The sequence below is a fragment of the Halorubrum aquaticum genome (assembly GCF_900113615.1).
Lineage (GTDB): Archaea > Halobacteriota > Halobacteria > Halobacteriales > Haloferacaceae > Halorubrum > Halorubrum aquaticum.
Genome location: NZ_FOPZ01000004.1, coordinates 157,187 through 180,277, shown reverse-complemented (window position 1 = coordinate 180,277; position 23,091 = coordinate 157,187). Strand labels below are relative to the sequence as shown.

Here is a 23,091-nt window from a genome sequence, read left to right as displayed (position 1 = left end):
CTTATCTGAACGTTACGGGCCTTGTCGTCGATGGTTTTCTGTGCTCTGTAGTTTCGGTACACCGCGTCGGATTTCACGGATATCGGACTCTCCGACGGAGGTTGTAGACGGTGGCTCTCAGCAGCATTTCACGGAACTCTAACCACCAGCTACGCGCACGCACGGCGGAGCCGAGCGTGCGCTTAACCGACGAGAAGACGGTTTCTGACATGGAGCGCTGGTGGTACGTGACTTTCAGCGCTCGAACGCGGTAGTTCGTGCGGTTGGCGTAGTGGCGGCTGGGCTGATCACGGTCAAAGCCAGTCAAATCGATAGCAGCGGGATCGGTGCGTTTCTCGGCTGACGCGCCGAAAAACGCACGCCACGTCTTGATCGGAATCCGCTCAAACCACGTGCGAAGCACGGTGTAGTGTGGAAGTCTGATGAATCCGATCTCTTCAAGCACGCCGGGCATTTCTGAGAGCAAATCCACGGTGACGCGGTAGGATTTTCCTGTTCGATGCGGAGTACATGTACGGTGAGCATCGCCCACTCTGCGAACCCGCCGACCCCGAAGGGAGAGGCGGGTCCGGGTTAGCGACAACTGATTTAGCCTTAGCCAACGCGTGAAGAGACGGATTTCCGATCTCACACCGATCTGTCTCTTCGCTTTCTACCCAGATCACGGAGTCGTCGGCTTCACGTCTAGCGAAACTACAGAGCCGTTTTATGTTAGCACAGACCAGTGGCCGGTCATCGCTGCGGCACTGCTTGCTAGTTTCGTTTAGGTTGTCTATCGTCGCTTGATGCCCACGGATCACTCAGGTACGAGATATGTACATCAAGATCTCGTTTCACATCCGTCGAATAACTCGTATGTCATGAGGTAGGGTACCAGGTCATTCACTCCAAACGTTATCTCGATTCTATCCAGGCTCCCGGGCCGTGACTCGGTAGAGGGACCGGCGTTGTGGGCGAGTACGTCGAGACGGATGGTCGTACTCGTGTTTCACGGTTGCTGCGGAGAATCTGACGGTGGATTGTGACGCGTGGTCAGCCTGATGGAACGCGATCGTTCCGACGAGATCTCTGGACTGCTCCACGAGGGGGGCTTCCTTCGATTTGTCACGACCGACGACCGCGACGGTCGTACCTCAGTCCGCGAGATCGACTGCTGTCACCCTGAACCCGTTCTTTCCGACCGTGCGAGGGATTGTGCGGTCGGAGCAGTCGTCGGTCACGATCCGTTCCGACGCCGGCGGTCCAAAAGCGCGAGCAGAACGTATACCGCGCCGATCACGCGGACGCCGTCAGTGAGGTGGTCGTTTCACTCTACCGACTCCGGATCCTCGTACACGAGCAGCCCCGTAATCTGCTCGTACAGTCTGGGACGAAAAGCAAGACGGCACCGAAAATCTCGGTGAGCTACAGTAGCCACGCGTATAATCCATTCCGAATTCCATAGTTCATAAGCACTTGTAGTGACGAACTTACCTATGGAACGTCTCTGGTCAAAGGTTACTAATGCCTACCAAAGGAACGGGTTGATTGAAATAGGAAGTAAAAGCCTTGATTTAGCCCTCAGCAAATTTAAATTATATAATTTATATATAGATAAAAATATTATTGAACAAAAGAGATATGTTGATAGACTAACAAATTCGGGGTTTGGAATACCACTATATAATAAAAATATTCAAACACATAAATCCTCAGATGAACTTTTCATTTTGGGTTCTGGATCTTCAATAAATGATATCAGTCAGGACCAATGGGAATATATTGGATCACAAGATTCAATTGGACTTAACAGATGGCCGTTACATGATTTCACACCTACATATTATGTATTTGAAGTCCCCAGTAAAGATTTGGGAGTACAAATGAGAATTGATTTCTGGAATTTGTTAAATCATAAAAGAGACGAATATAGCTCAATACCCATCATCCTCAAAGATATACGTAGGTTTCATAATACCAATTTGAATAAACACCCAGATTGGTTATCAAAATCGATTCTTCTTTCTCCCGACATTGTCTTACCACCAGTCCTCAGTAATTCACGTAAAGAATTCCGATCTGTGCTCCAGTACATAAATCAAACTGGCTATTTTAGTAATAATAGTAGTATGGAATATTTATTTAAGAAAGTCGGTTCGATAAGTTATCTTATAATTTTAGGATGTAAGTTAGGGTATGAAAAAATTATATTATGTGGTGTTGATATGGTGAATAATAAATACTTCTGGGATCACAAGCGCGATGAATTAAAACAAAAGGATATTCCAATTCCTGAATCATCTCGTTCCAATAAACAGGAGATACATAGTACAAATGATCCTAGTGTCCACAATATAACACTTGAAGAAATCATTTATGAGCTAAATGAAATTGTACTTAAGGATAAAAACATAGACCTGTATACTGAAACAAAGGTATCATCGTTATATCCCAGAATTCCACACTATAACACACATACGAATTAACATTAAGATCTACGCTCTTGGGTAAAGGATTGTTGGTCAGTTCTCAGCAGTAGCTGGAAGTCACAGCGGGTAAGGGTGACGCGGTCGCGTCACCCGACGAACAATGTTCCCGATCAATACGTTCGTCTCGGAGCGTTGAGCTGCGAACCTGCTGGCACAGGTTCACTGGCGTAACGGCGTCTATTGCCCACACTGCCGTACAAATGTATGATTCGGTACGGCAGCTATTAGGTGTTTCAGCGGTTTCTCTGTGAGAATTACGACCGCACTTTCAACGATCAGACCGGTACTGTCTTTGAACACACGGCGGTAGCACTCAGAAAGTGATTTCTTGCCGTCTACACCTATATCCGGTTTAACACAAGTCTCAGACAGTAACCATCGTGGAGAATGAAAATGAGTTGCCTTGTTTTGCCGCCTAGTGACGACGGTCTCGGACGCTCTTACTGTAAATTCCGCCAGATTAACCCGGAAATGGACGCCGTCTGGCGATATGGCATCGCTCAGACGGCTTGCTTGGATGTGTCGAGAGCTTGCCAAACAGCATGTTGATGATCCGGACGTACCCGCCGCGCCGTCCGGCGCGGACGGGTACGCCGAGTGGGTACAGATCGCGTTGATCCTGTATCGCGTCGAACTCGAAAAGAGTCTCCGTGAGACCGAAGACTACCTCAACGAGATGCCCGGCGTCCTCGCCGTGTTTGATCTCGACGACGCACCGCACTACAGTTCGTTTTGTCGGTGGGAAAATGAGTACCGAATGCGTGAACTCCGCCGAAGCGCGGAGCAGGCGGGCTGGAGTGGTGAAGCTGTAATTGACGCAAGCGGCTTTCAACGCGATCAAACCAGCCACCACTACCGCGATCGCGCAAATTACTCGTTCCACTCGATGAAGACGACGATCTTGATCGACGTGAATTCGCTAGCGATCAAGGACGTTCATTTCACGACGCAGAAAGCATGGGACGGTCATATTGGGATGCAGGTCTTCCGCGTTCCGGCGGAAGACCTGCGCGTGTTGTCTGCTGATGCGAACTACTCTTGGAGCGACCTCCGTGAGGAGTGTCGCTCCAACTCAACGCGACCGTTGATCAAGCACAGGGAGCAAACACCGTTACAGAAGGCTCACAACGCCCGGATGAACGAGGATTACAACCAGCGCTGGATGAGTGAAACGGGCTTCTCGCAGTTGAAGGAAGACGACGGCAAGAAGCTGCGCTCCCGGAGCTGGCACGGCCAGTTCCGGGAGCTCACGCGGAAGTGCATCATCCATAACCTAACGCAGGCGGCGAGCCCTAACTCGCCGCCTGCTCCCCCTTCTCCGGACATATTTGGGAGAGGCATCGCCGTCGTCATCTGATCATGGGAGTAAGCTACCATAGTTTTGACCCTTTGACGACCACCGCCAGCGGCAGCTACTACATCTTCTGAGTGTAAGAACCGTGCTTTAACGCCGTGAAACCGTGAGTTACCGACCCTACCCCGATGCTGTCTTGCGTTCAACAAGGCAACAAGGCATGAAATCTCCAATGCTCAGGATTCCTCCGCGTTCACGCGGAGGAGGATGTCAAATCGCGATACTGGCTCTCGCCGCATCGAGGCATCTCTAAAGATAGACTTACGCCGTATCTCAGATCGTTCCAACTCCGACGTGAAGTCTTCCGAAAACCAGGGTGGAAGCGCTGAAAACCATTCTCGCAACAGCACTCTAACTCACCAACAATTTACGGCATAAGCGCGAATTCAAATGATGTCCGAAATTTCTTGTTGTATGTTTTTTATCGAATTCGGTCTGAAGAATCTACTACAATCAACATTTGTGTTTTTTGTTTTTTTGAGATATTTACACAAAGTTTCTGCCTCGGAAAATATAGTTATCTCATCCATTTCACACCATGGATGAGTTTCTGAATCAAATTCGTCTAAAATATATGTATTTTGGTTAAACATGAGTCCTTCATACAGCGCAGTTGATTCGGTACCAACTTGTGTACAACATTCTCCCATGATATCATACAACGACCTTTCACCTGAATCAATGTATACATTTGATGATTCCAACCAAGGATATAATGATCTCCAAACATTTCGTTCGTTTGGATGTAGCCGATAGATGACCTCTTGTTCAATAGTATCAGCTACTTCAACCGCAATTTGACTAAGTGTCTCTCCACAAGTTGGTTGTGAAATAAATAGAATTTTTCTTTGCTGGTTTGAGAATATATATTCTTCTGAGATCGTTTCTATGAATGGCCAGCCAACAACACGAATGTCATCAATCGGAAAGTTTGGTTTGTTACACCAGTAATCTCCCCAAGAGAAGTAAACATCTGGAAAACAGAACTCACCATTAATCGAATCACCATATGAAATTTCAGGAGAATATTCCGAATCAACTCCATGTTGTAATTCAATAACAGGAATTCCAAACTCTTGGCAAACTTCGATGAGTGTTGACTTAGATGGATTGTAACGGATGATCACCACTTTTGGATCGATTCGCCTCAGAAGTAACTCGTATAGAGGTTTCGTGTATTTTCGTTGGGTGAGTTCATCCTGAATACGCGCAATAAGATCTATATTCACATCAAAAATATCTTGGATTTTCCTCTCAAGGAAGTAAATATCGTCGGCTGCGTCAGCGTTAACAGTTACAGTATCTCCTAATATAGTCGAAATATTTGAAATGAAATGGATCTGATCAGTAGCCGTCGTATCATGTGTCCAAATATTATCATCACACATTTTTTTGATTTTAGATTTGTCTTCGAGACTTGTATATGAGTACTCAATTTGATCAGCAAGTGGATCAACTAAAACATCCCAATAAGTTTCATTGAAATACTGTCGGCGAGACGTGTCTGCAGCTGCGAATAAAATATCTCGCCTACCTGTAAACAGAGGACTATCTCGTACCGATCGGAGCGAGTGAATCGCCTTTGAAAACCCAGCAAGTAGCAGGTTTCTATCTACACTCTGCCTCTCAAAAGAAGATTTATCCGTAGACCATATGCCTACCTTTTCTACTATCTCTGAAAACACCTGACAACGGATTCGGTCCCAATAATAGACATCATTATACGATTTAGAGAATACAGAGAATTCTGCCTCAAAATCTATAAATTTCTTGAAAGCCTGTTTTGTGTTCATACACGACATGAATATCAGGATGGATATAACCGCTATGATTGCTTATAATCATAGGCTCTGTAATTTCGCTAGACGTGAAGCCGACGACTCCGTGATCTGGGTAGAAAGCGAAGAGACGGATTAGTGTGGGATCCGAAATCCGTTTCTTCACGTGTGTTACGATGGTTAAGGTTAAATCAGTTGTCGCTAGTCCGGACGAACCCGCCGACTCCTGAGGGGGTGGCAGGTTCGCTGAATGGGCAATGCTCACCGTACATGCGCCCGTATCGAACTGAGCAAATACTACCGCGTCGCGGTGGATTTACTCAGCGAAATGACCAGCGTCCTTGAAGAGATCGGGCCCACCAGACTTCCACACCACACGGTACTTCGCACGTGGTTTGACCGGATTTTGACCAAAACATGATTGTGTTTCTCGGCGCATCAGGCGAAAAACGCACCGGCCACGCAGCTATCGATTCAACTGGCTTTAATCGTGATCAGCCTAGCCGCCACTGCGCTAGCCGCACTAACTACTGCGTTCGAGCGCTGAATGTCACGGCTTTCGTGGATGTCGAAATTCACCAGCATACACTCGACAACTTCCATGAAACACGATTCCAAGATCGGCCCGCAGGTCGCCCGCACGACGTGGCGATCTGTGAATTCTCGCTGCTGATCGCTGCTACGACGCGAAGGCCTTCCACGACAAATTCCACGAAAACAGCATTAGATCGCTGATTAAACACCGATCATGAATCCACTCGATCACGCCCACTCGCATGTATGGTGATTAGTAGTTGAAAGTGAGAAGGTGTCCTAGAATTCTTCTCACACCGTGATGATCGTGCTTCCCGGAGTGTCTCCGCGTTCGTAGTTGGTAATAGCGACGACGAGGCGAAGGCACAGCGGAGGAATACCTGCGCTCGTGCGTGAGCGCGGCCTCGGGCGAACGCACGCCCGAGGCCACAGTCTTTCACTGATTCGTTGGTTCGTTTGACTCCTGTCCGTCGGTTGTACGTCTCATCTAGCGTCGATTGCTTCAGCTGTACGTCCTCGCTATGTTCCTCGATACGGTCTTCGACCCTGTAATCGATGTCTTTCGGGTTGTCGGTGTTCGTGCGTTGTACGGAGCGACTGGCACGACTCCTGCGGCCAGCAGGTGGTCGTGCCAGTCGAGCGTGTCATAGGCGCTGTCACCGACCATCCACATCGGTTGCTTGACGGCGAGCGCGTCACGGGTGACGCGCATCGCCGTCTTTTCTGGCGCTTGCTTACTTTCTGTGAACTCCGCCGCTATCGGGACCTTTTGCCCGGTCGAGACGATCGTACAACCGTAGCCGTAGTAGTACTCGTCGTCGGTTGGATCGTAGCACTTCGACGCGTCTTGATCGGCAGGCATAGCTCTCACGTCAGTTGAATCAATGAAGAAAGTCAAGGAGCAGGCCGCGCCGGGCGGCCTGCTCGACAAGCCGGTCGAAGACTTCGTCAACGACGTGTTCAAGGTCAGTGGGGAAGCGATCGACCGCGTCTCTGGAAGGCGGTCGATCGAACCCACAGCTCAGCCAGACAACCGTGTTCCGAAGCTCTCGATCAACGGACGAATTCCGTAGATATCGTGGTAGTAGCAATGGAAGAAGCCACGCATCATTTCTGGCGGCTCGTGCTCTCGTGTTCGCCCCGTCTTCGCCGGGGTGAACACGTCGAACTCTTCGAGAAATTTGAAGGAGAGATGCTCAAACAACGCTAACGTCTCAGTTTCCGCGACATTGAAGAACGACTCTACCGAAGGATCATCTTGTAGGGTCGCTGGACACATACCACCTCAGCGTTCACCCTGCTCTTTCGTGTGGTAACCGTTCTATGACACCCTCGAATTCATTTAACAACAGTTTTGTGAATACAGATGATCCGTTTTATCATGACAGACCTAGGAATACTATATTATGTGGGAACATACCCAATGTTATCTGAGAGTTTCATAATAAATGAGATACATGAATTGAAAAAACGAGGACATAATGTAGCTGTGTTTGCTCTGGCCAAATCTAACGAAAGTATTACTCATGAAAAACACAGAAAAATTGATATTCCAACATATTATGGAGAAATATCCTATTCTGACTTTCATCAATTAGCTAGTAGAAAAATACTAAATATGACATTCAATAGTCCAAGGCATGTATTCAAATCTTCATTCTCTATAAAACGTGTTCTTCATACGTTACTACTTGGGAAAAAATGTTCTGATTTTATAGAAAAGCTTGATTTTGAAATCGATGTTATCCATGGTCACTTTGCTAAGGAAACAAGACTTGGTGAAATTCATGCTGCTAAGTATCATGACAAACCCTGTGTGGTTACTGCACATGCTGTTGAAATATTTAAAGAGCTAGACAATAGGCAAATTAAAGAAATATGTGATGCTATGAATCAGGTTATAGTGCCAACTAGATACAACAAACAGTATTTGAGGAATCAGGTAGGAATACAAAATAGTATATCAGTAATACCGGCTACGACAGAGGTAGATAAATTCAAATATAATGGATGTAAAATAAACAATCGTATTTTGACAGTTGGTCGCTTAGTAGAGAAAAAAGGATATAAATACGCAATAAATTCTATTGAGAGGTTAGTGTCAAATGGATATGATCTAGAATATCATATCATTGGTGACGGAGAAGATAAACAAAAGCTAAGGAATCAGATTAATGAATATGGAATTCAAGATAACGTATCCATTTTAGGTAATGTTTCAGATGAAAGATTACGAAGTGAATTCAACGAGGCAAATATTTTTGTTCTACCATGTGTTGTAGCAAAAGATGGAGATCGAGATGCGATGCCGGTTGTTTTGAAGGAAGCTATGGCATCACGAACAGCGTGTATTTCAACAACCATCTCAGGAATACCTGAATTAATAACTAATGAGGATAATGGAATTCTTGTTCCACCTAGAAACACAAATGCTCTCACAGAAGCTATTGAAGATTTACTAACAAACCCTGATAAAGTAGACCAAATTTCAAAAAAAGGGCAAGAAACTGTTGAAGAACAGTTTGATATATCTGATTCTGTAGACTTATTAGTCAATGTATTCAAAAATATCTCAAACAACAATTGACCTTATTGTCTGACTATTGATTAGTACTCGAAAAATATAGGCCACAGCTAGTATGAATTATACGGCCATATTCGCTGGTGATGATGTTACCAGACCAGCGCTCTCATTTTGGATATCGAGTCATAAACCTGTTCCAGTATCTCTGTACGATTGTAGTCACCACTTGACAGTCAGGGCGAAACCCTATGATCATATGCCAGAAAAATTGTTGAAGGAGACGCTAACTTGGTATCTACAAAAGTCACCTTCAGATCGGAACTCATATAATATATATTCGGTCTCAAAGGCTGTGTTGAATCGCCATACAGCAGCGAGGTAGGCCACTAAATCAAAGGAGTTGAAGCGGGAAGATTCGGTTGCCTATGACACAAATCTCCCGCTTCATCGAGGATGCTCCGTTGAACGCCGACGCCGTCTGCGGATCGTATCGCTGATTTCACGGGATTTGGACGCCGTCTGGCGATATGGGACGTCTCAAGACCCTCGCACAGACGTTTCACGAATTCGCCACGAACCATGTTGAACAACCAGACGTACCCGCTGTCGCCGACGGCGACAACGGGTACGCCAAGTCCACCAAAATCGCGCTCCTTCTGCTCAAAGAGGAGATCAACAAGCCGCTTCGGAGGCTCGAAGACTATCTCAACGAAATGCCGGGAATTCTCGGTGTGTTTGATCTTGAGGCATCTCCGGATTACACATCTTTCAGCGTCTGGGACGATGAATTCCCGATGAAAGAACTGCGCCGCCTGCTCCGCGCCTCGGCGGAGCAGGCGGGGCTCTCAGGCACCGCGTTGATCGACGCCAGCGGATTTCAGCGTGATCAAGCCAGCTCACACTACCGGAATCGGGTCGGTTACTCGTTCAACGCGATGAAAACAACGCTGCTTGTTGACACGGATTCTCTTGCTATCATGGACGCTCATTTCACGACGAAGAAAGCCTATGACGGCCATATCGGGCTGCAGGTCTTTCGGCGGAACGCCGAAGACCTGCAGGCGTTGCTGGCCGACAAAATGTACTCGTGGAGTGATCTCCGCAAGCCTGTCGTGACGCGTCTACGCGACCAGTGATCAAACACTGCGAGCAAAACGCACTCAAGAAAGCTCACAACGCCAGAATTGACGATGATGTCTACAATCAGCGGTCAATGAGTGAGACCGTGTTTGCGATGCTAAAAGACGACGGCGACGAGATCTGCTCCCGGAGCTGGCACGGCCAGTTCCGGGAACTCACACGGAAGTGTATCGTCCATTACCTCGAGCAGGCGGCGAGCTTAACTCGCCGCCTGCTCTCTTCTCCGAATATATCCGGGAGAGGCATCGCCATCGTCCACCTCATGCTTTACCTGGTATCTTGTGAAACTGATGCTTTGGTCGCCGCACAATTCCGCTCGAATCGGATCGGCCGATCTGAGAATCTACAGCTAAAGCGCCGCTACCGGTAGAAGATCGAATATCAAAAATCCGATGTTGCTGCAGTCTTGCGTTCAACACGGCAAGAAGAGTCATTCCGTGTCAGGCACTACTGACGCGGTACGCTTGTCCTCTTCGACTCCACAGCGACAGGTCAGCAGTATCAGAATTCTCCTAAAGAAGAATGTCAGAGTATATTGTCTGATAAGCGTCACAATAGAATGAGAATATTTATTAATTTTTGTCAAGTTATTCCCACCTAGGATTTTTTGAAACAATGGTGATTATAATTGCTAAATTGAGAATAATCCAGAAAATTTGTGTGTTGACTAGCACATCACTTGGTCCTAGCCCACTAATAGGAAAAAGTAACAATGAGACAGAGATGGGTAGAGCCCAATCTGCCTTATCTTCTTGATATAATATAACTAGTTGATCGATTAGCGTTCCTACTAAGAGTACAAATAAAATCAAACCTAGAATTCCGGTCTCAACACCTAGTTGGATTATCCAATTATGTGGGGTAGTCGGTAAGTATCCTATCGTAGCGGTTGATGTTGCTCTATCAAATTCCCCAAGACCAGAACCAATTAATGGATTACCATAGATGTACTCTGCTCCTCTATACATCAATTCCCAACGTACATGTAAACTGTTATTGATATCTTGATCAAATGGATTTTCTATTACTAAAGGAAGTAGAATGTATGTTATGGTAGAGATCAAATAGATTAATAATCCGAACCTCATCCATAAGATCTTAACATAATTCTCACCATAATACATGATAAATATAATAAGAATACTCAATAGGTATGAAACAACCGCAGCACGTGATTCATTATGATAAATTACAAAAAAGATATACAGTAACATAACCATATTTATCAGATCATAGAATTCTGTATTGTTTTTAGATACTATTGAATAGACTACGAGAGGAGTAACCATAGAGAGTACAAATGAAAAATTATTCCTATTATAATATATCGCTGATGAAAACTGTCCATAATAGGAATCATTTGACAATCGACTTACTGGTAAATGAAAACCGGTTATGAATTCCAACACAGATATTAATAATATAAAACACGTGACAACAAAAATAATTTGTATTAATTTATCTACTATATCCATGGAAGTTATAGAATATAAGAAGACAGCAAGTAATACAGACACTGATGTGAAAGTGAATAGATATGTATCATTGATCGGATAGATTGAGATGACTGATTGAAAAATAGAGAAGATCACAAATAATAGTAAAATCACCAAATATCTGTTAATAGCTATTTTTTTAACTACAATCAAAGAGTAAACCAATACTAGAACCAATGCTATAAAATATACATGAATTGAAAATAGACTTAGTGAAAATATTCTCACATTGGGCAGTGCCCGGTGGACAATAGTGATTAGTATGAATATACATAATAAATATATTTTTATGGTCAAAAATGTACGATCATTCATCATGTGTTATCCTGATTAGGAATATTCATCAATATTTGAATGTTACTAGCTTTAGGGAGTATTAATTTCAAAATATCTATAGTGTAATCTACCATGGATTGACAATTCATCACCACGATTAATGAATTCTAATCATAATTCTCTTTATTATCATATAGTAAAAAGATATTGATTTGAGGCAAATTTTTGGGCCGTGTTTAGTTTGGGTCATTGAGCCAAGCGGCAAATGCTTGGAGCCAATTTCGGCGGATTGTGGCTCAACGTGGCTGAAATAATTTGAGAAAGAGGATGTCCTTCGCTTGAGTTCTCGAAAAATGCGTTCGATGGCGTTCCGATTTCCATTTCATTCGGTTTGAAATCGGAGGCCAACTCTGGCCAGCCCAGTTTGGAGGTATTGAGCGTCATCGACCAGAAACATAGCAGATTCGACATCGTGTTTCTGGCGGAGTTCTCGTAGAAAAATCTCGGTTAATGCGGTTGTTGTCGTCGAAAATAGTCGGAGATGTAGGAGATCGTTTGTGTCGGGATCGGCGGCAGCGTACAGCCAGAATTGCTGATCGTTGATTCGAATACCGTTTCGTCAAGTGTAACGTGATTCGGGATTTGACCCTCTGCAGGCTGTAAATCGGCCTTTTGCACCCATCGTGGATTGCCTTACGAGATCGTTCGACACCCAATTCTTCGAGGATAGAGACGGTATTCGACAGCGACAGCCCCGCTAACTGGAGTTGAATACCGAGTTTCATCGCGTGTTCGGGTGTCCACTGTCGTTCCACAAAATCCAAATCAATCCAGTTTATACATTCGCTGAGGCGGTTGATTTTTGCCATAGACCAGCACAAAATCACACCGCCTCACTCTTCATCCTTAACTAAACACGATCATCTTGATACCCCTCGAATTATTATGATCCGAATTCAAGCACAAATATGAACGAACAGTTGGATCCGATACCACTCTTCGAAATATCTTGGACTAATAAAGACGTCAATACAGTAACGAACTCGATCAAGCGAGGTGGGTACTGGGCAAAAGGACCGTACGTCGACCAGTTTGAATCAAAGCTCGAAGAATTCCTAAATGTAGATAACGCTCTCGTCGTGAATTCGGGTACAACCGCACTCGTCTCCGCACTTCATGGGCTCGAGATCAATGAGGGTGACGAAGTTATCGTCCCCGCATTCACGTTCATCGCGACTGCTAACGCAGTACGACTGGTCGGTGCTGAGCCTGTGTTCGCTGATATTGAACCAGATACGTATGGACTCGATCCGGCTTCTGTGAAAGAGAAACTCACGGAATCGACTGCTGCGATCGTCCCTGTTCACCCGTATGGAACTAGTTGTCGGATCGATGAACTAGTTGACCTTGCGGCTGAACACGATATTCCTCTTATCGAAGATGCGGCAGAAGTCCTCGGTGCCGAGTTCGACAGTCAAAAACTCGGTTCTTTCGGTGATGCCGCAGCATTGAGTTTCTGTCAGAACAAGATCGTCCCCACGGGAGAGGGTGGCGCAGTCGTTACTGATGACGACGAACTTGCGGAGCAGGTGAAACTGTATCGTTCACATGGCCGCGCGTCGAACGACTACTTCGAGAGTTCGGGATCCGGAGACTACGCCGAAGTCGGAACCAACATTCGAATGTCGGATCTCACAGCTGCGCTAGGATGTTCTCAGTTCGATCGAATGGATGAACTCATCCAAGGCCGTCGTCAGGCAGCCAACGAACTCAGCGATCGTCTCGCAGATGCCGATGGAGTACGACCACATACGTCTCTGGATACGGGAACCCACGTCTACCAGTTATATACCATAGAACTTGCGGAAGACATCAACCGCGATCACATGATCGAGACCTTGGAGAATCACAACATCTCGTCCAAAGTCTACTGGGATCCGGCCGTCCACCAGACTGAATATTATACGCGAACGAAGAACGATACACCCGATCTTCCCATTACTGAGGACATCGCGAGCCGTGTGCTCTCGTTACCGATGTATCCGAACCTTTCCAAGGCAGAGACGGACCGGATCGCTGATGCTGTGATCAAAGCGGTGAACCAGTAACTACACGACTACTTCGAAAACGGTTTATTAACGGGTTTAGGCATTCAACATATGCCATCCCTTGAAGGGAAAGACATTCTCGTCACTGGTGGATGCGGGTCCATCGGCTCTCGACTCGTTAAGAAGATCCTAGCTGATGGCCCATCAGTCGTCCGTGTATTCGACAACAACGAGGAGGCACTATTTGGACTACAAAAAGAGTTGGATGACGACACGCCGGTCCGTTATCTCCTTGGTGACATTCGCGACCAAGACCGCCTTGAACTCGCCGTCGAAGATATCGATGTCGTGTTTCATGCCGCCGCATTGAAACATGTCACACTGAACGAGTACAATCCGTTCGAGACCGTTCAGACGAACGTTAATGGGACACAGAATCTTATTCGAGCTGCGCTTGAGGAAGAAGTCGAATCGTTTGTCGGAGTAAGTACCGACAAGGCGTCGAATCCGACATCGGTGATGGGGGCAACGAAACTTCTCTCTGAACGGCTCATTATCGCTGCGAATACGTACAAAGGAAGTCGTGATACACGATTCGGTTCTGTGCGGTTCGGAAACGTATTGGGTTCCAGTGGTTCCGTCGTCCCCCTATTCCTAAACCAGATCCGTGAGGGAGGGCCGGTGACGGTTACGGACCCGGAGATGACGCGGTTCATTATGCCGATAAATGAGGCGGCTGAACTCGTCCTTCAGGCTCACGATCGGATGACCAGCGGTGAGGTGTTCGTTCTCAAGATGCCGACTTTCCGCGTCGGCACGCTTGCTGAGGCCATGGTAGAGGAGTACGCTTCTGAATTCGGGTATACTTCTGACGAGATCGAGATCGAGGTCATCGGTGCGCGACCCGGAGAACGTGTTCACGAGAAACTCATCTCAGTGGATGAAAGCGCTCAAGCCCGAGAACTTGAGAATATGTACGTGATCCTTCCGCAGATAGATGTATCAGGATACGAAGAATTGAACTACTCTCAGGCGGATCTGGTTGATGGAGAATACACGTCATCAGACGAAAATACTCTCTCTAAAGCAGAGATCGTGAAGAAAATTGATCAACATGTGTCTCAACACGTAGTATAGATGCGAATTCTACTTACTGGTCTCGGATCGATAGGTAGACGACATGCCCGCCTCCTCTATGAGGAACTAGAGGAGGTCGAACTATTGATCTACCGTAGTGGGACTTCCCAATCCGGTAATCCCTTCGGCGCACCCGAGTATACCGACTTACAAGATGTACTCGCACAAGACCCTGATATCGCGTTCATCACGAATCCGACACACAAACACATCGAAACTGCCACCGCTTGTGCCAGGGCAGGCTGTCATCTATTTATTGAGAAACCGCTTTCTCATACGCTAGAAAATGTTGAGAGGTTAATTGGAATTGCCAAAGAAAATGATTTGGTGACACATGTTGGCTGTCAACTACGATTCGATCCAACTCTGAACGCGGCACGCGAAATCATCAATAGTAATGATCTAGGAGATGTAATCTCGTTCCGGGCAACCTCGGGGTCGTATCTTCCGGAGTGGCGTCCAGAGCAGGATTATCGTGATTCCTATAGTGCAGACCCTGAACGTGGTGGTGGGGTTGTACTCGATCTAATTCACGAGATAGACTACACGTACTGGTTGTTCGATAACATTTCGTGTGTCGCCTCAGCGATCGCTCACACGGACACATTGGAAATCAATTCAGAGGCCATCGCAGAGGCTGTAATGAGGGTTCCAGGCGATGTCATCGGAAGTATTCATCTCGATTACTGTCGTCGTCAGCCAAAACGGGTACTAGAAGTCGTCTGTGAGGGCGGGACAGTCATCGCTGACTTACAGGAACAGATGTTGACGATAGAATGGCCGTCAACAACTGATACAGAATCGTTCGATTATGGACGTGATCGACGATTTGTGGCACAACTACACCACTTCATCGAGAATGTTCACTCAGGTGGGAAGTGTGACAACGATCTTAGCGAGGCAAAGGAAGTGTTACAAATAGCACTCGACGTAAAGGGGGAATACAATGGCTGAGATTCTCTGTACCATTTGTGCTCGTGGTGGATCGAAAGGTGTCCCAAACAAGAACCTCAGGGAAGTCGGTGGGAAGCCCTTAATCGGCCATGCTGTTTCCGATGCGCTTTCCTGGGAACGTGAGACTGATGTAGTCGTTTCGACTGACGACGAAACGATCGCCTCAGTTGCAGAAGAATTCGGCGCAGCGGTACCGTTTATGCGCCCGTCCGAACTTGCGAGTGACGAAGCAGCGAAACTTCCAGCGATACAACACGCTGTGGAGTATATAGAGACTGAGCGCGGCAAAACGTATGATTATGTGGTCGATATCGATGCGACTACTCCACTACGGCAGCCATCGGATATTGAGGATTGTTTTGAGGCCGTCGTTACTGATGAGGAAGCAACCAATGCTTACACCGTCTGTGAAGCGGATAAGAATCCGTATTTTAATATGGTTGAACTCGATGAAGATGGGTATGCTTCTCTTTCGAAATCTCTCGACGACGAAGTGGTCCGTCGACAGGACGCGCCAGTGGTGTACGAGATGAATGCAGCAGTGTACGTCTACGAGCGTGACTTTTTGATGAAAACCGATTCTACTCACAGTAATTATACTAAGATATCGGTGATGCCGCCCAAGCGTTCTGTCGATATTGACACTAAACTTGATTTACAATTCGTCGAGTTCATGTTTGAACAGGGTGAAGATGTAGATGACTAACGATCTATTTGATCTCACGGGCGAAGTGATCATCGTTACTGGTGGTGGCGGTCTAATCGGAGCGAACGTCTGTCGAATATTGGATCGTCACGGTGCCGACATCGTCGTGGCAGATCTCGACGAAAGCCGAGGATCCAAGGTCGCTGATCAGCTAGATCGTGGTATATTTCACCATTTAGACATTACTGATGTTGATTCAATTGACAGGATCTGTAATAAAATCTTCGATAATCACGGTCAGATCGACGGATTAGTCAATATGGCGTATCCTCGAACAAATGACTACGGGAAGCGATTTGAATACGTCGAGAAAGACGATCTAATGGCGAATATATCGTTACATCTTGGGGGATATTACGCCATGACGAAAGCAGTTGCGCTCCGAATGGTTGAACAAAATCTTGAAGGATCGATCGTGAATTTCAGTTCGATCTATGGAATACAGGCACCAGACTTCTCAATGTACGATCAGACGGAGATGACGAGTCCGATTGAGTACTCTATCATTAAGGCAGGGATTCTGAATTTCACTCGATATCTTGCTTCATATCTCGGTCAGGATGGGATTCGGATCAACAGTGTGAGTCCTGGCGGTGTTTTCAACGACCAAGACCAACGGTTTGTCGAAAACTACGAACGCGAAGTGCCACTTGGACGGATGGCGAAACCAACTGAAATTTCTGGGGCAGTTGTGTACCTCCTCAGCAACGCCGCCTCGTACGTTACAGGGCACAACCTCGTTGTAGACGGAGGATGGACGATCAAGTAAATCGCTTGGTTTGATCCTCTGTATCGCTCTAGTAAGACAAGATTGTTACCATCGGTATCTAAACAAAGAATATGAATAATCAGAAGCGGTCTATTCTTGTTCTTACTGGAACGAGAGCGGAGTACGGTCTGTTGAAATCGTCAATGGAGGAGATCCGAGACCACGAGGGTCTTTCATTATCAGTCGTCGCAACCGGAATGCATCTCTCTCCGAAGCACGGTATGACTGTCGACGATATTCGCGAAGACGGTTTCACGGTCGATCGAGAGGTACTCATGCAAGTCGACGGAGACTCTGGAACGGCAATGGCCAAATCAGTCGGTGTCGGAGTGATGGGCCTTACAGACGCTTTCAAAGATTTGGATCCGGATATCGTGTTACTACTCGGCGATCGTGATGAAGCTCTCGCTGGGGCACTCGCAGCGGCCCACATGAACATTCCCGTCGCCCATGTTCATGGAGGTGATTCGATGTACGGTGCGGTCATTGACGATAGTATCCGACACGCGATCACGAAGTTTGCCCATATTCATTTTCCGGCCTCCGAACTGAGTGCGGAACGTATCCGAAAGATGGGTGAAGAGGAATGGCGCATCACGATATCTGGTGCTCCCGGTCTTGATGACATCCTTGCTGGAGAGTATGCTGATCCAGAGATCATCTTTGATAAATACGATTTAGATCCCAACAAGCCGTCGCTACTCGTCGTACAGCATCCGGTAACGACACAGTCTGATCAAGCGAGGGACCAGATGGCAGCGACGCTCGATGCGGTGGAATCGTTCGATGTACAAGTAGTCCTCATTTATCCAAACTCCGACGCCGGCGGCGACGCGATCATATCCGAGATCGAATCGCGTAGCGATGCTCAATCGATTCGGACGTTTCGAAGTCTACCGCGTCGAGACTATCTTGGAATTATGGATACGGTGGATGTGATGGTCGGAAATTCTTCAAGCGGGATCATTGAAGCACCGTCTTTCTCTTTACCGGTCGTGGACGTTGGACCTCGACAAGAGGGACGGGAACGAGCTGAAAATACACTTTCTGTTGCCCATGATTCTTCGGATATTCGAGACGCAATCGCGATGTGTCTTGAAGATCCCGAATTCCAACAGCAGGTTGATCTATGTGAAAACCCATATGATTATACCGGGGCAGGTCGTCAGATTGCTGATCGTCTGTTTGAAGTTGAGGTTGATGAAAAACTCACACGAAAGCATCTAGCATACTGAAGGTATCTCTAGAATCTAGAGAACATATCTCAAGTACCGATAGCCTGTTAGCTACTATCTAGTTCTAATTCAGGAACGATGTCTACTTGTATGTAATATTTTTTGTTTTCTTTTTCATAATATGCTGCTTCTTCTATTTTGTTAGTAGTTAATGCCCGTATTTTTTTAATTAATTCCTCTGTTTTAACAGACTGTTCTAAGTTCAATTTTTGTATTTTTTTCAATTCATCTCTTGTGTGGGTAGTTGCTTCCGTCTCCGACTGAGGACTAGTAGTATAATTGAACTCAGCAAGATCTGGCCACGATTGTTTGAATAATTCGAACTCAGCAGTCAAAGCTTTCTGATACAGAGTATTGGCCGTATCTTCTGGTTTGATCTCGATCCTCTTTCGTGCGATTATATCTCCTGCGTCTATCTCTTCTTCCATAAAATGAAGTGTCGCACCGTAAGGTGTTTGATCAAGTATAGCCCAGCTCGGTGTGTGCCATCCACGATTATATGGCAAATATGCTGGATGTAAATTGACTACACCATGAATTGGTATCTCAAGAATTTCTTTTGGAATGAAATGCTGGAAATGTACTGAGATCATATAATCTGGAATGATCCTCTCGAGCCTCTTTTTGTTACTTTCACTTTTGAATTCTGTTCCTCTGAAAATCCGATCATCGTCCAAATGATTACATAATTTGATTAATTGCTCATCGTGTGATGCAGAACCTATATTTGGCAGGCATAATCCAGAAACTCTAACATCACTATCCAATAAATATCTCAATACGTTTACTGCTATTTTTCTGTCACCCGCAAATATTATCTCAGGTTTTTCCATTATAATTTACTCACTTCAACATCTATATCTGCGATCGTTATTGGCTCTCCCTGAGAAATACTTCGAATTATTTTTTTTCCAACAACGGAATCATACTTTCGTGGTGAGATACCTTCTTCGGGTCGGAGGAGCGCAATATTGCTTTCTTCCAGTAGATCTCCTGAATTGAGGTCTGAGGCAGCATGAAGGCTTTTTCGTATTGTTCTGATATTCTCCTGTTCGCTTTCAGTTGGTTGCTTTCTTGGATTTCCTCTAATTCGCGCCGCAGTATGAACTAAAGCGACAGCGCGGTCCAGCTCTTCTGGTTCAAGTGATGCTTCGTGATCCGGTCCGGGTAGTGTAGAATCTAGCGTGAAATGCTTTTCAAGAATGGATGCGCCAGCTGCGACAGCGAAAGCCGGTGTTTCCGACAAAACGGTATGATCTGAGTATCCTACAGATACGTCTAGTTCTTTTCTGATCGTCTCCATCGCTCTGAGGTTCACGTCATCCGGGGAACAGGGATATGTCGACGTACAATGGAGAAAGACGACATCTGCTCGCGGATCTACTGATTGGATCGTGTCATACGCTTCCTTCACCTCCTCTAGTGTACCCATTCCAGTGCTCACAATCAGTGGTAAATCGAACCCAGCCACATGCTTGATTAATGGGATATTGGTGAGTTCACCTGACCCGAGTTTGATCGCGCTTACTCCAAGCTGTTTTAGCATATCTGCGCTCTCACGGTCGAATGGTGTTGAGAGAAACGTAATCTCTTTTTCAGAGCAGTAATCCAGTAATAATTTGTGTGCTTCCCGATCAAGTTCGTACCGCTTTAGCATCTCATACTGGCTTCCTTCACCAGTTGTTTCCGTCTGGTAATCTGCTTTATTAGCGTTGGGAGTAACCAATCGCTCTGCGGTGAACGTCTGGAATTTCACTGCATCAGCTCCCGCCTCTACAGCAACATCTATGAGTTCTTTTGCTTTTTTCAACTCTCCATTGTGGTTGACACCTGCCTCCGCAATGAAAAACGGCGAAGAGTCTGGACCGATTTGGATGCCATCGATCTCCATAGTCCAATTGTTATTTAGAAGAATATAGACTTGATCATCGATTCATCTCTACTAATCAAGCACTCTTTGGAAGGGATAGTCATCGACACATGTCATACTGAGATCAATCTCTATTGTTGAATCTCGATCGTTGGAGGGCTACCGATTCGCCTGGATCCCGTACAGCTCCGCGTACTTCCCGCCTTCTGCCACGAGTTCGTCGTGCTGTCCCGTCTCCGTAACTCGTCCCTCTTCGATAGTGTAGATCCGGTCGGCGTTCTTCACCGTCGATAGCCGGTGGGCGATCGTGACGACCGTGTAGTCCCGATCCATCTCCTCGATCGCTTGCTGGACCTGCTTTTCCAGGTTGGAGTCGAGGTCGCTCGTCGCCTCGTCGAGGATCAACACGTCGGCGTCCTCGAGTAACGCCCGCGCGAGCGCGACACGCTGCTGTTGTCCGCCCGACAGCCGAACCCCGTCATCGCCGAGAAGCGAGTCGTACCCGTCCGGGAGTTCGTCGATGAACTCGTCGACCTTGGCGATCGAACACACTCGGTCGAGGTCGTCATCCGATACAGCTCGATTCCCGAGCGTCAGGTTGTACCGGAGCGTGTCGTTGAAGATGAACGGATCCTGCCTGACCATCGAGAGTCGGTCGCGCCATTCCCCGATGTCCATCTCGTCGATCGGGATCCCGTTCGCTCTGATCTCGCCTTCGTCGACCGGATACAGCCGAGCAAGCAACGAGACGATCGTCGATTTCCCCGCGCCCGATTGCCCGACGAACCCGACGAAGTCGCCCTTCTCGACGGTGAAGTCGATCCCGCGGAGGACCTCGTCTTCGTCATCGTACGAGAAATGAACGTCGTCGAACTCGACCTCCCGGATCTCCTCGGGGACCTCCCGGCTCGATCCGGTCGGTTCGTGGTACGTCGCCAGCTCATCGGTGAACTGGATAGTGCGGACGAGGTGCGGGAGGTTGTTTTCGACTCTATAGTACAGCGTGTTCACTTGGCTCGCCTTCGGCCCAAGTCGGAACATTGCAAAGAGGAAGACACCGAGTTCGCCGACCGAGAGGCTCGCGAACGTCAACGCGAGATAGATGAGCACGAACACCGAAACCGCGACGACGAGGTTGTAGAAGTTCTGAATTGCGGCCTCGTTGCGCCGGAGAGCGATTTGCGACTCGGTGAACTGTTTAATCGCCTCTGTGAAGTCCTCGAAGAGTTCCTCGGCGAGCCCGAAGATCCGCACGTCGCGGATCCCTTGCGTCCCAGCCTGTGCGGCCTCCTGTCGCAGTTCGTTCGCCTCGGCGACCTTCTCTCCGACATCGTACCCCGAATCGATAACCCGGCGGAAGAAGACCGAGAATCCGCCGAGAACGACTCCCGTTATAATCGTCAGCACCGGCGCGATCACTAGTGCGACAGCGAAGTACACGCCGGCCAGAAAGAGTTGCTGAGTGAACTTGACCCCCTGATCGATCACTCGTCCCGCATAGTTCGTCTGCGTCACGATCGCGTTCAAAATATCATCAGATCCCTCCTTATCGAAGTACTCCACGCGCGCGTTCAGCGCGTTCCGGAACGCCCGCGTCTGGAGGTCCCGGATGTAGTAGGTCCGCAGCGCCTCCCGGAACCACGCGACCGCGAAGCTGGTCGTGTACCGTGCAACCATCACGGCCGACACGCCGACCACGACGTAGCCCAGCGTGAAGGGGATCCCGACCGCCTGATAGGCTGTGACGAACACCGCGAGCAGCCCCTCCGCCTCCCTCGCGGGGTCTTCGAGCTGGACGAGTTCGACGATCGGGAGGATGAAGCTTAGGCCGACGCCCTCGAGCACCGCGGCGACGACCCCGAGCACAACCACCGCCGTCGTGTACGTCGGGTTGTACTTCGCGACGTCGCGGAGGGCGTCGAGTTTCTCGCGTCTGGAGACCGGTTCGGGATCTGACGATGACATACAGGGAGTTGTCCGATTTCGGATGGCGACCCGAATAATGTCGTCGGTCTCGTCTCACGCTCCACTCACGATCCGTGTACGGACGTTCGTCGACCGAGTTCGCCCGGACCGCGCCCGTCCCGTCGCGACCTCGGGAAACACTGCGCTCCGCGTCCGTCTCGAGCGCGCGTTCGGACGGCGCGTCCGAGATCCGAACGCCCGCCTCGCGGCGCCCGTCGAGTGTCGTTTCGAGGTCGACTGCTCCCCGACGCACGGCGGAGGATCCCCACGACGCCGGTCACCGGTACGTCGTGACGCGTGGCGGTCGCCCGGCCGTCACTTCCTCGTCTCCGCGCCCTGAGCGCCGGCGAGGCGACCGTTCATCTGGATCGACCCGCTAGATCCGGGTCTGGCACGGTCGTCCGTCCGGATCGTGAGCGAATTCTACGACGAACCGCACATCGAGGGGCGACGCGTGACGGTACGGCGGATCCGCGGACTCGTCGAAGGCGCGAGAAAGTCGGCCGAAGGGTGGCCGCCCGGCTCGATCTGGACGTCGCTGACGTGTACGGCGCACTCGAGTACTCCCACAGTCACCCCGAAGAGATGCCTCGACCCGAGTGAATTGCCCTCTCGCGTGGCGGACTTCTCGGATCCCGTCACAGACCGACCACGCCATTGATCCCCGTCAGCGAGCCCGATTCTGTCTCGAACCCGATCTCCTTACGACTCCCGCACCAACGGCTCGTACCACTCCCGGTTTGCCTGATACCACTCGATGAACTCTCCTACCCCCTCCGTGATCGTCCGTGAGGGCTCATACACGATCAGCTCACCGGCCTTCTCCATACACCGAAT

At 48.0% G+C, this 23,091-nt stretch carries 14 protein-coding genes and 8 pseudogenes; 13 read left to right on the top strand and 9 right to left on the bottom strand.

Annotated elements, in window-relative coordinates; translation table 11 throughout:
• Window positions 1–73: 73 nt before the first annotated feature.
• Entirely contained in the window at window positions 74–454 is a 381-nt protein-coding gene (locus tag F3H10_RS05505) for a transposase (protein WP_425545165.1), read from the bottom strand.
• Window positions 455–1,475: 1,021 nt separating this feature from the next.
• On the opposite strand from F3H10_RS05505, the gene F3H10_RS05490 reads away from it, so the two are divergent.
• From F3H10_RS05490 to F3H10_RS05475, 4 genes and pseudogenes are all read left to right on the top strand, one after another.
• The gene (locus F3H10_RS05490; protein ID WP_149783810.1) at window positions 1,476–2,465 is read left to right on the top strand and encodes a hypothetical protein; all 990 of its coding nucleotides are present in this window, start codon (window positions 1,476–1,478) and stop codon (window positions 2,463–2,465) included.
• A 148-nt stretch (window positions 2,466–2,613) separates the two neighbouring features.
• Window positions 2,614–2,789: pseudogene (locus tag F3H10_RS05485) on the top strand (IS1/IS1595 family N-terminal zinc-binding domain-containing protein); the annotation flags it as partial.
• 169 nt (window positions 2,790–2,958) lie between these two features.
• Window positions 2,959–3,759, top strand: a pseudogene (locus tag F3H10_RS05480) (IS5 family transposase); the annotation flags it as partial.
• Window positions 3,760–4,037: 278 nt separating this feature from the next.
• A pseudogene (locus F3H10_RS05475) lies at window positions 4,038–4,177 on the top strand (IS1595 family transposase); the annotation flags it as partial.
• Between the two features lie 31 nt (window positions 4,178–4,208).
• Here the strand turns inward: F3H10_RS05475 and F3H10_RS05470 are convergent.
• The gene (locus F3H10_RS05470) at window positions 4,209–5,615 is read right to left on the bottom strand and encodes a hypothetical protein (protein WP_149783809.1); all 1,407 of its coding nucleotides are present in this window, start codon (window positions 5,613–5,615) and stop codon (window positions 4,209–4,211) included.
• A 125-nt stretch (window positions 5,616–5,740) separates the two neighbouring features.
• Here F3H10_RS05470 and F3H10_RS05465 point away from each other — a divergent pair.
• A pseudogene (locus F3H10_RS05465) lies at window positions 5,741–6,375 on the top strand (IS5/IS1182 family transposase); the annotation flags it as partial.
• A gap of 50 nt (window positions 6,376–6,425) precedes the next feature.
• Here the strand turns inward: F3H10_RS05465 and F3H10_RS05460 are convergent.
• Window positions 6,426–7,413, bottom strand: a pseudogene (locus tag F3H10_RS05460) (transposase).
• A 102-nt stretch (window positions 7,414–7,515) separates the two neighbouring features.
• On the opposite strand from F3H10_RS05460, the gene F3H10_RS05455 reads away from it, so the two are divergent.
• Together F3H10_RS05455 and F3H10_RS05450 are read left to right on the top strand one after the other, a co-directional pair.
• On the top strand, window positions 7,516–8,721 hold the full coding sequence (locus F3H10_RS05455) for a glycosyltransferase family 4 protein (protein WP_149783808.1): 1,206 nt from the start codon (window positions 7,516–7,518) through the stop codon (window positions 8,719–8,721).
• 464 nt (window positions 8,722–9,185) lie between these two features.
• A pseudogene (locus F3H10_RS05450) lies at window positions 9,186–9,997 on the top strand (IS5 family transposase); the annotation flags it as partial.
• A 388-nt stretch (window positions 9,998–10,385) separates the two neighbouring features.
• Here F3H10_RS05450 and F3H10_RS05445 read toward each other — a convergent pair.
• Together F3H10_RS05445 and F3H10_RS05440 are read right to left on the bottom strand one after the other, a co-directional pair.
• Window positions 10,386–11,012, bottom strand: coding sequence for an O-antigen ligase family protein (locus F3H10_RS05445; RefSeq protein ID WP_223174223.1), 627 nt, complete (start codon window positions 11,010–11,012; stop codon window positions 10,386–10,388).
• A gap of 794 nt (window positions 11,013–11,806) precedes the next feature.
• A pseudogene (locus F3H10_RS05440) lies at window positions 11,807–12,439 on the bottom strand (IS6 family transposase).
• A 99-nt stretch (window positions 12,440–12,538) separates the two neighbouring features.
• On the opposite strand from F3H10_RS05440, the gene F3H10_RS05435 reads away from it, so the two are divergent.
• The 6 genes from F3H10_RS05435 to neuC all read left to right on the top strand — a co-directional run bounded on the left by F3H10_RS05435 (window position 12,539) and on the right by neuC (window position 18,419).
• On the top strand, window positions 12,539–13,678 hold the full coding sequence (locus tag F3H10_RS05435; protein WP_149783806.1) for a DegT/DnrJ/EryC1/StrS family aminotransferase: 1,140 nt from the start codon (window positions 12,539–12,541) through the stop codon (window positions 13,676–13,678).
• Window positions 13,679–13,729: 51 nt separating this feature from the next.
• Window positions 13,730–14,755: an SDR family NAD(P)-dependent oxidoreductase gene (locus tag F3H10_RS05430; RefSeq protein ID WP_149783805.1), complete on the top strand. Its 1,026-nt coding sequence runs from the start codon at window positions 13,730–13,732 to the stop codon at window positions 14,753–14,755.
• Window positions 14,756–15,709 carry a Gfo/Idh/MocA family protein gene (locus F3H10_RS05425; RefSeq protein ID WP_149783804.1) on the top strand — a complete coding sequence of 318 codons (954 nt, stop codon included), beginning with the start codon at window positions 14,756–14,758 and terminating at the stop codon, window positions 15,707–15,709.
• The gene (locus tag F3H10_RS05420; protein ID WP_149783803.1) at window positions 15,702–16,415 is read left to right on the top strand and encodes an acylneuraminate cytidylyltransferase family protein; all 714 of its coding nucleotides are present in this window, start codon (window positions 15,702–15,704) and stop codon (window positions 16,413–16,415) included. The genes F3H10_RS05425 and F3H10_RS05420 overlap by 8 nt, the downstream gene beginning before the upstream one ends.
• Entirely contained in the window at window positions 16,408–17,184 is a 777-nt protein-coding gene (locus F3H10_RS05415) for an oxidoreductase (RefSeq protein WP_149783802.1), read from the top strand. The genes F3H10_RS05420 and F3H10_RS05415 overlap by 8 nt, the downstream gene beginning before the upstream one ends.
• 71 nt (window positions 17,185–17,255) lie before the next feature.
• The gene (gene neuC / locus F3H10_RS05410) at window positions 17,256–18,419 is read left to right on the top strand and encodes a UDP-N-acetylglucosamine 2-epimerase (RefSeq protein WP_149783801.1); all 1,164 of its coding nucleotides are present in this window, start codon (window positions 17,256–17,258) and stop codon (window positions 18,417–18,419) included.
• A gap of 47 nt (window positions 18,420–18,466) precedes the next feature.
• Here neuC and F3H10_RS05405 read toward each other — a convergent pair whose 3' ends face one another.
• The 4 genes and pseudogenes from F3H10_RS05405 to F3H10_RS05380 all read right to left on the bottom strand — a co-directional run.
• Window positions 18,467–19,252 carry a formyltransferase family protein gene (locus tag F3H10_RS05405; RefSeq protein WP_149783800.1) on the bottom strand — a complete coding sequence of 262 codons (786 nt, stop codon included), beginning with the start codon at window positions 19,250–19,252 and terminating at the stop codon, window positions 18,467–18,469.
• Window positions 19,252–20,310: an N-acetylneuraminate synthase gene (gene neuB, locus F3H10_RS05400; protein ID WP_149783799.1), complete on the bottom strand. Its 1,059-nt coding sequence runs from the start codon at window positions 20,308–20,310 to the stop codon at window positions 19,252–19,254. Before neuB ends, F3H10_RS05405 begins: the two co-directional genes overlap by 1 nt.
• A gap of 138 nt (window positions 20,311–20,448) precedes the next feature.
• Window positions 20,449–22,254, bottom strand: a complete 1,806-nt coding sequence (locus tag F3H10_RS05395; protein WP_149783798.1) for an ABC transporter ATP-binding protein — start codon at window positions 22,252–22,254, stop codon at window positions 20,449–20,451.
• 702 nt (window positions 22,255–22,956) lie between these two features.
• A pseudogene (locus tag F3H10_RS05380) lies at window positions 22,957–23,082 on the bottom strand (UDP-glucose 4-epimerase); the annotation flags it as partial.
• Between the last annotated feature and the right edge of the window lie 9 nt (window positions 23,083–23,091).

What these genes read in the sequence shown, in the direction of transcription:
- F3H10_RS05505 (WP_425545165.1), bottom strand. Translation starts at nt 454, where the DNA reads ATGCCCGGCGTGCTTGAAGAGATCGGATTCATCAGACTTCCACACTAC.
- F3H10_RS05490 (WP_149783810.1), top strand. Translation starts at nt 1,476, where the DNA reads ATGGAACGTCTCTGGTCAAAGGTTACTAATGCCTACCAAAGGAACGGG.
- F3H10_RS05470 (WP_149783809.1), bottom strand. Translation starts at nt 5,615, where the DNA reads ATGAACACAAAACAGGCTTTCAAGAAATTTATAGATTTTGAGGCAGAA.
- F3H10_RS05455 (WP_149783808.1), top strand. Translation starts at nt 7,516, where the DNA reads ATGACAGACCTAGGAATACTATATTATGTGGGAACATACCCAATGTTA.
- F3H10_RS05445 (WP_223174223.1), bottom strand. Translation starts at nt 11,012, where the DNA reads ATGTTACTGTATATCTTTTTTGTAATTTATCATAATGAATCACGTGCT.
- F3H10_RS05435 (WP_149783806.1), top strand. Translation starts at nt 12,539, where the DNA reads ATGAACGAACAGTTGGATCCGATACCACTCTTCGAAATATCTTGGACT.
- F3H10_RS05430 (WP_149783805.1), top strand. Translation starts at nt 13,730, where the DNA reads ATGCCATCCCTTGAAGGGAAAGACATTCTCGTCACTGGTGGATGCGGG.
- F3H10_RS05425 (WP_149783804.1), top strand. Translation starts at nt 14,756, where the DNA reads ATGCGAATTCTACTTACTGGTCTCGGATCGATAGGTAGACGACATGCC.
- F3H10_RS05420 (WP_149783803.1), top strand. Translation starts at nt 15,702, where the DNA reads ATGGCTGAGATTCTCTGTACCATTTGTGCTCGTGGTGGATCGAAAGGT.
- F3H10_RS05415 (WP_149783802.1), top strand. Translation starts at nt 16,408, where the DNA reads ATGACTAACGATCTATTTGATCTCACGGGCGAAGTGATCATCGTTACT.
- neuC (WP_149783801.1), top strand. Translation starts at nt 17,256, where the DNA reads ATGAATAATCAGAAGCGGTCTATTCTTGTTCTTACTGGAACGAGAGCG.
- F3H10_RS05405 (WP_149783800.1), bottom strand. Translation starts at nt 19,252, where the DNA reads ATGGAAAAACCTGAGATAATATTTGCGGGTGACAGAAAAATAGCAGTA.
- neuB (WP_149783799.1), bottom strand. Translation starts at nt 20,310, where the DNA reads ATGGAGATCGATGGCATCCAAATCGGTCCAGACTCTTCGCCGTTTTTC.
- F3H10_RS05395 (WP_149783798.1), bottom strand. Translation starts at nt 22,254, where the DNA reads ATGTCATCGTCAGATCCCGAACCGGTCTCCAGACGCGAGAAACTCGAC.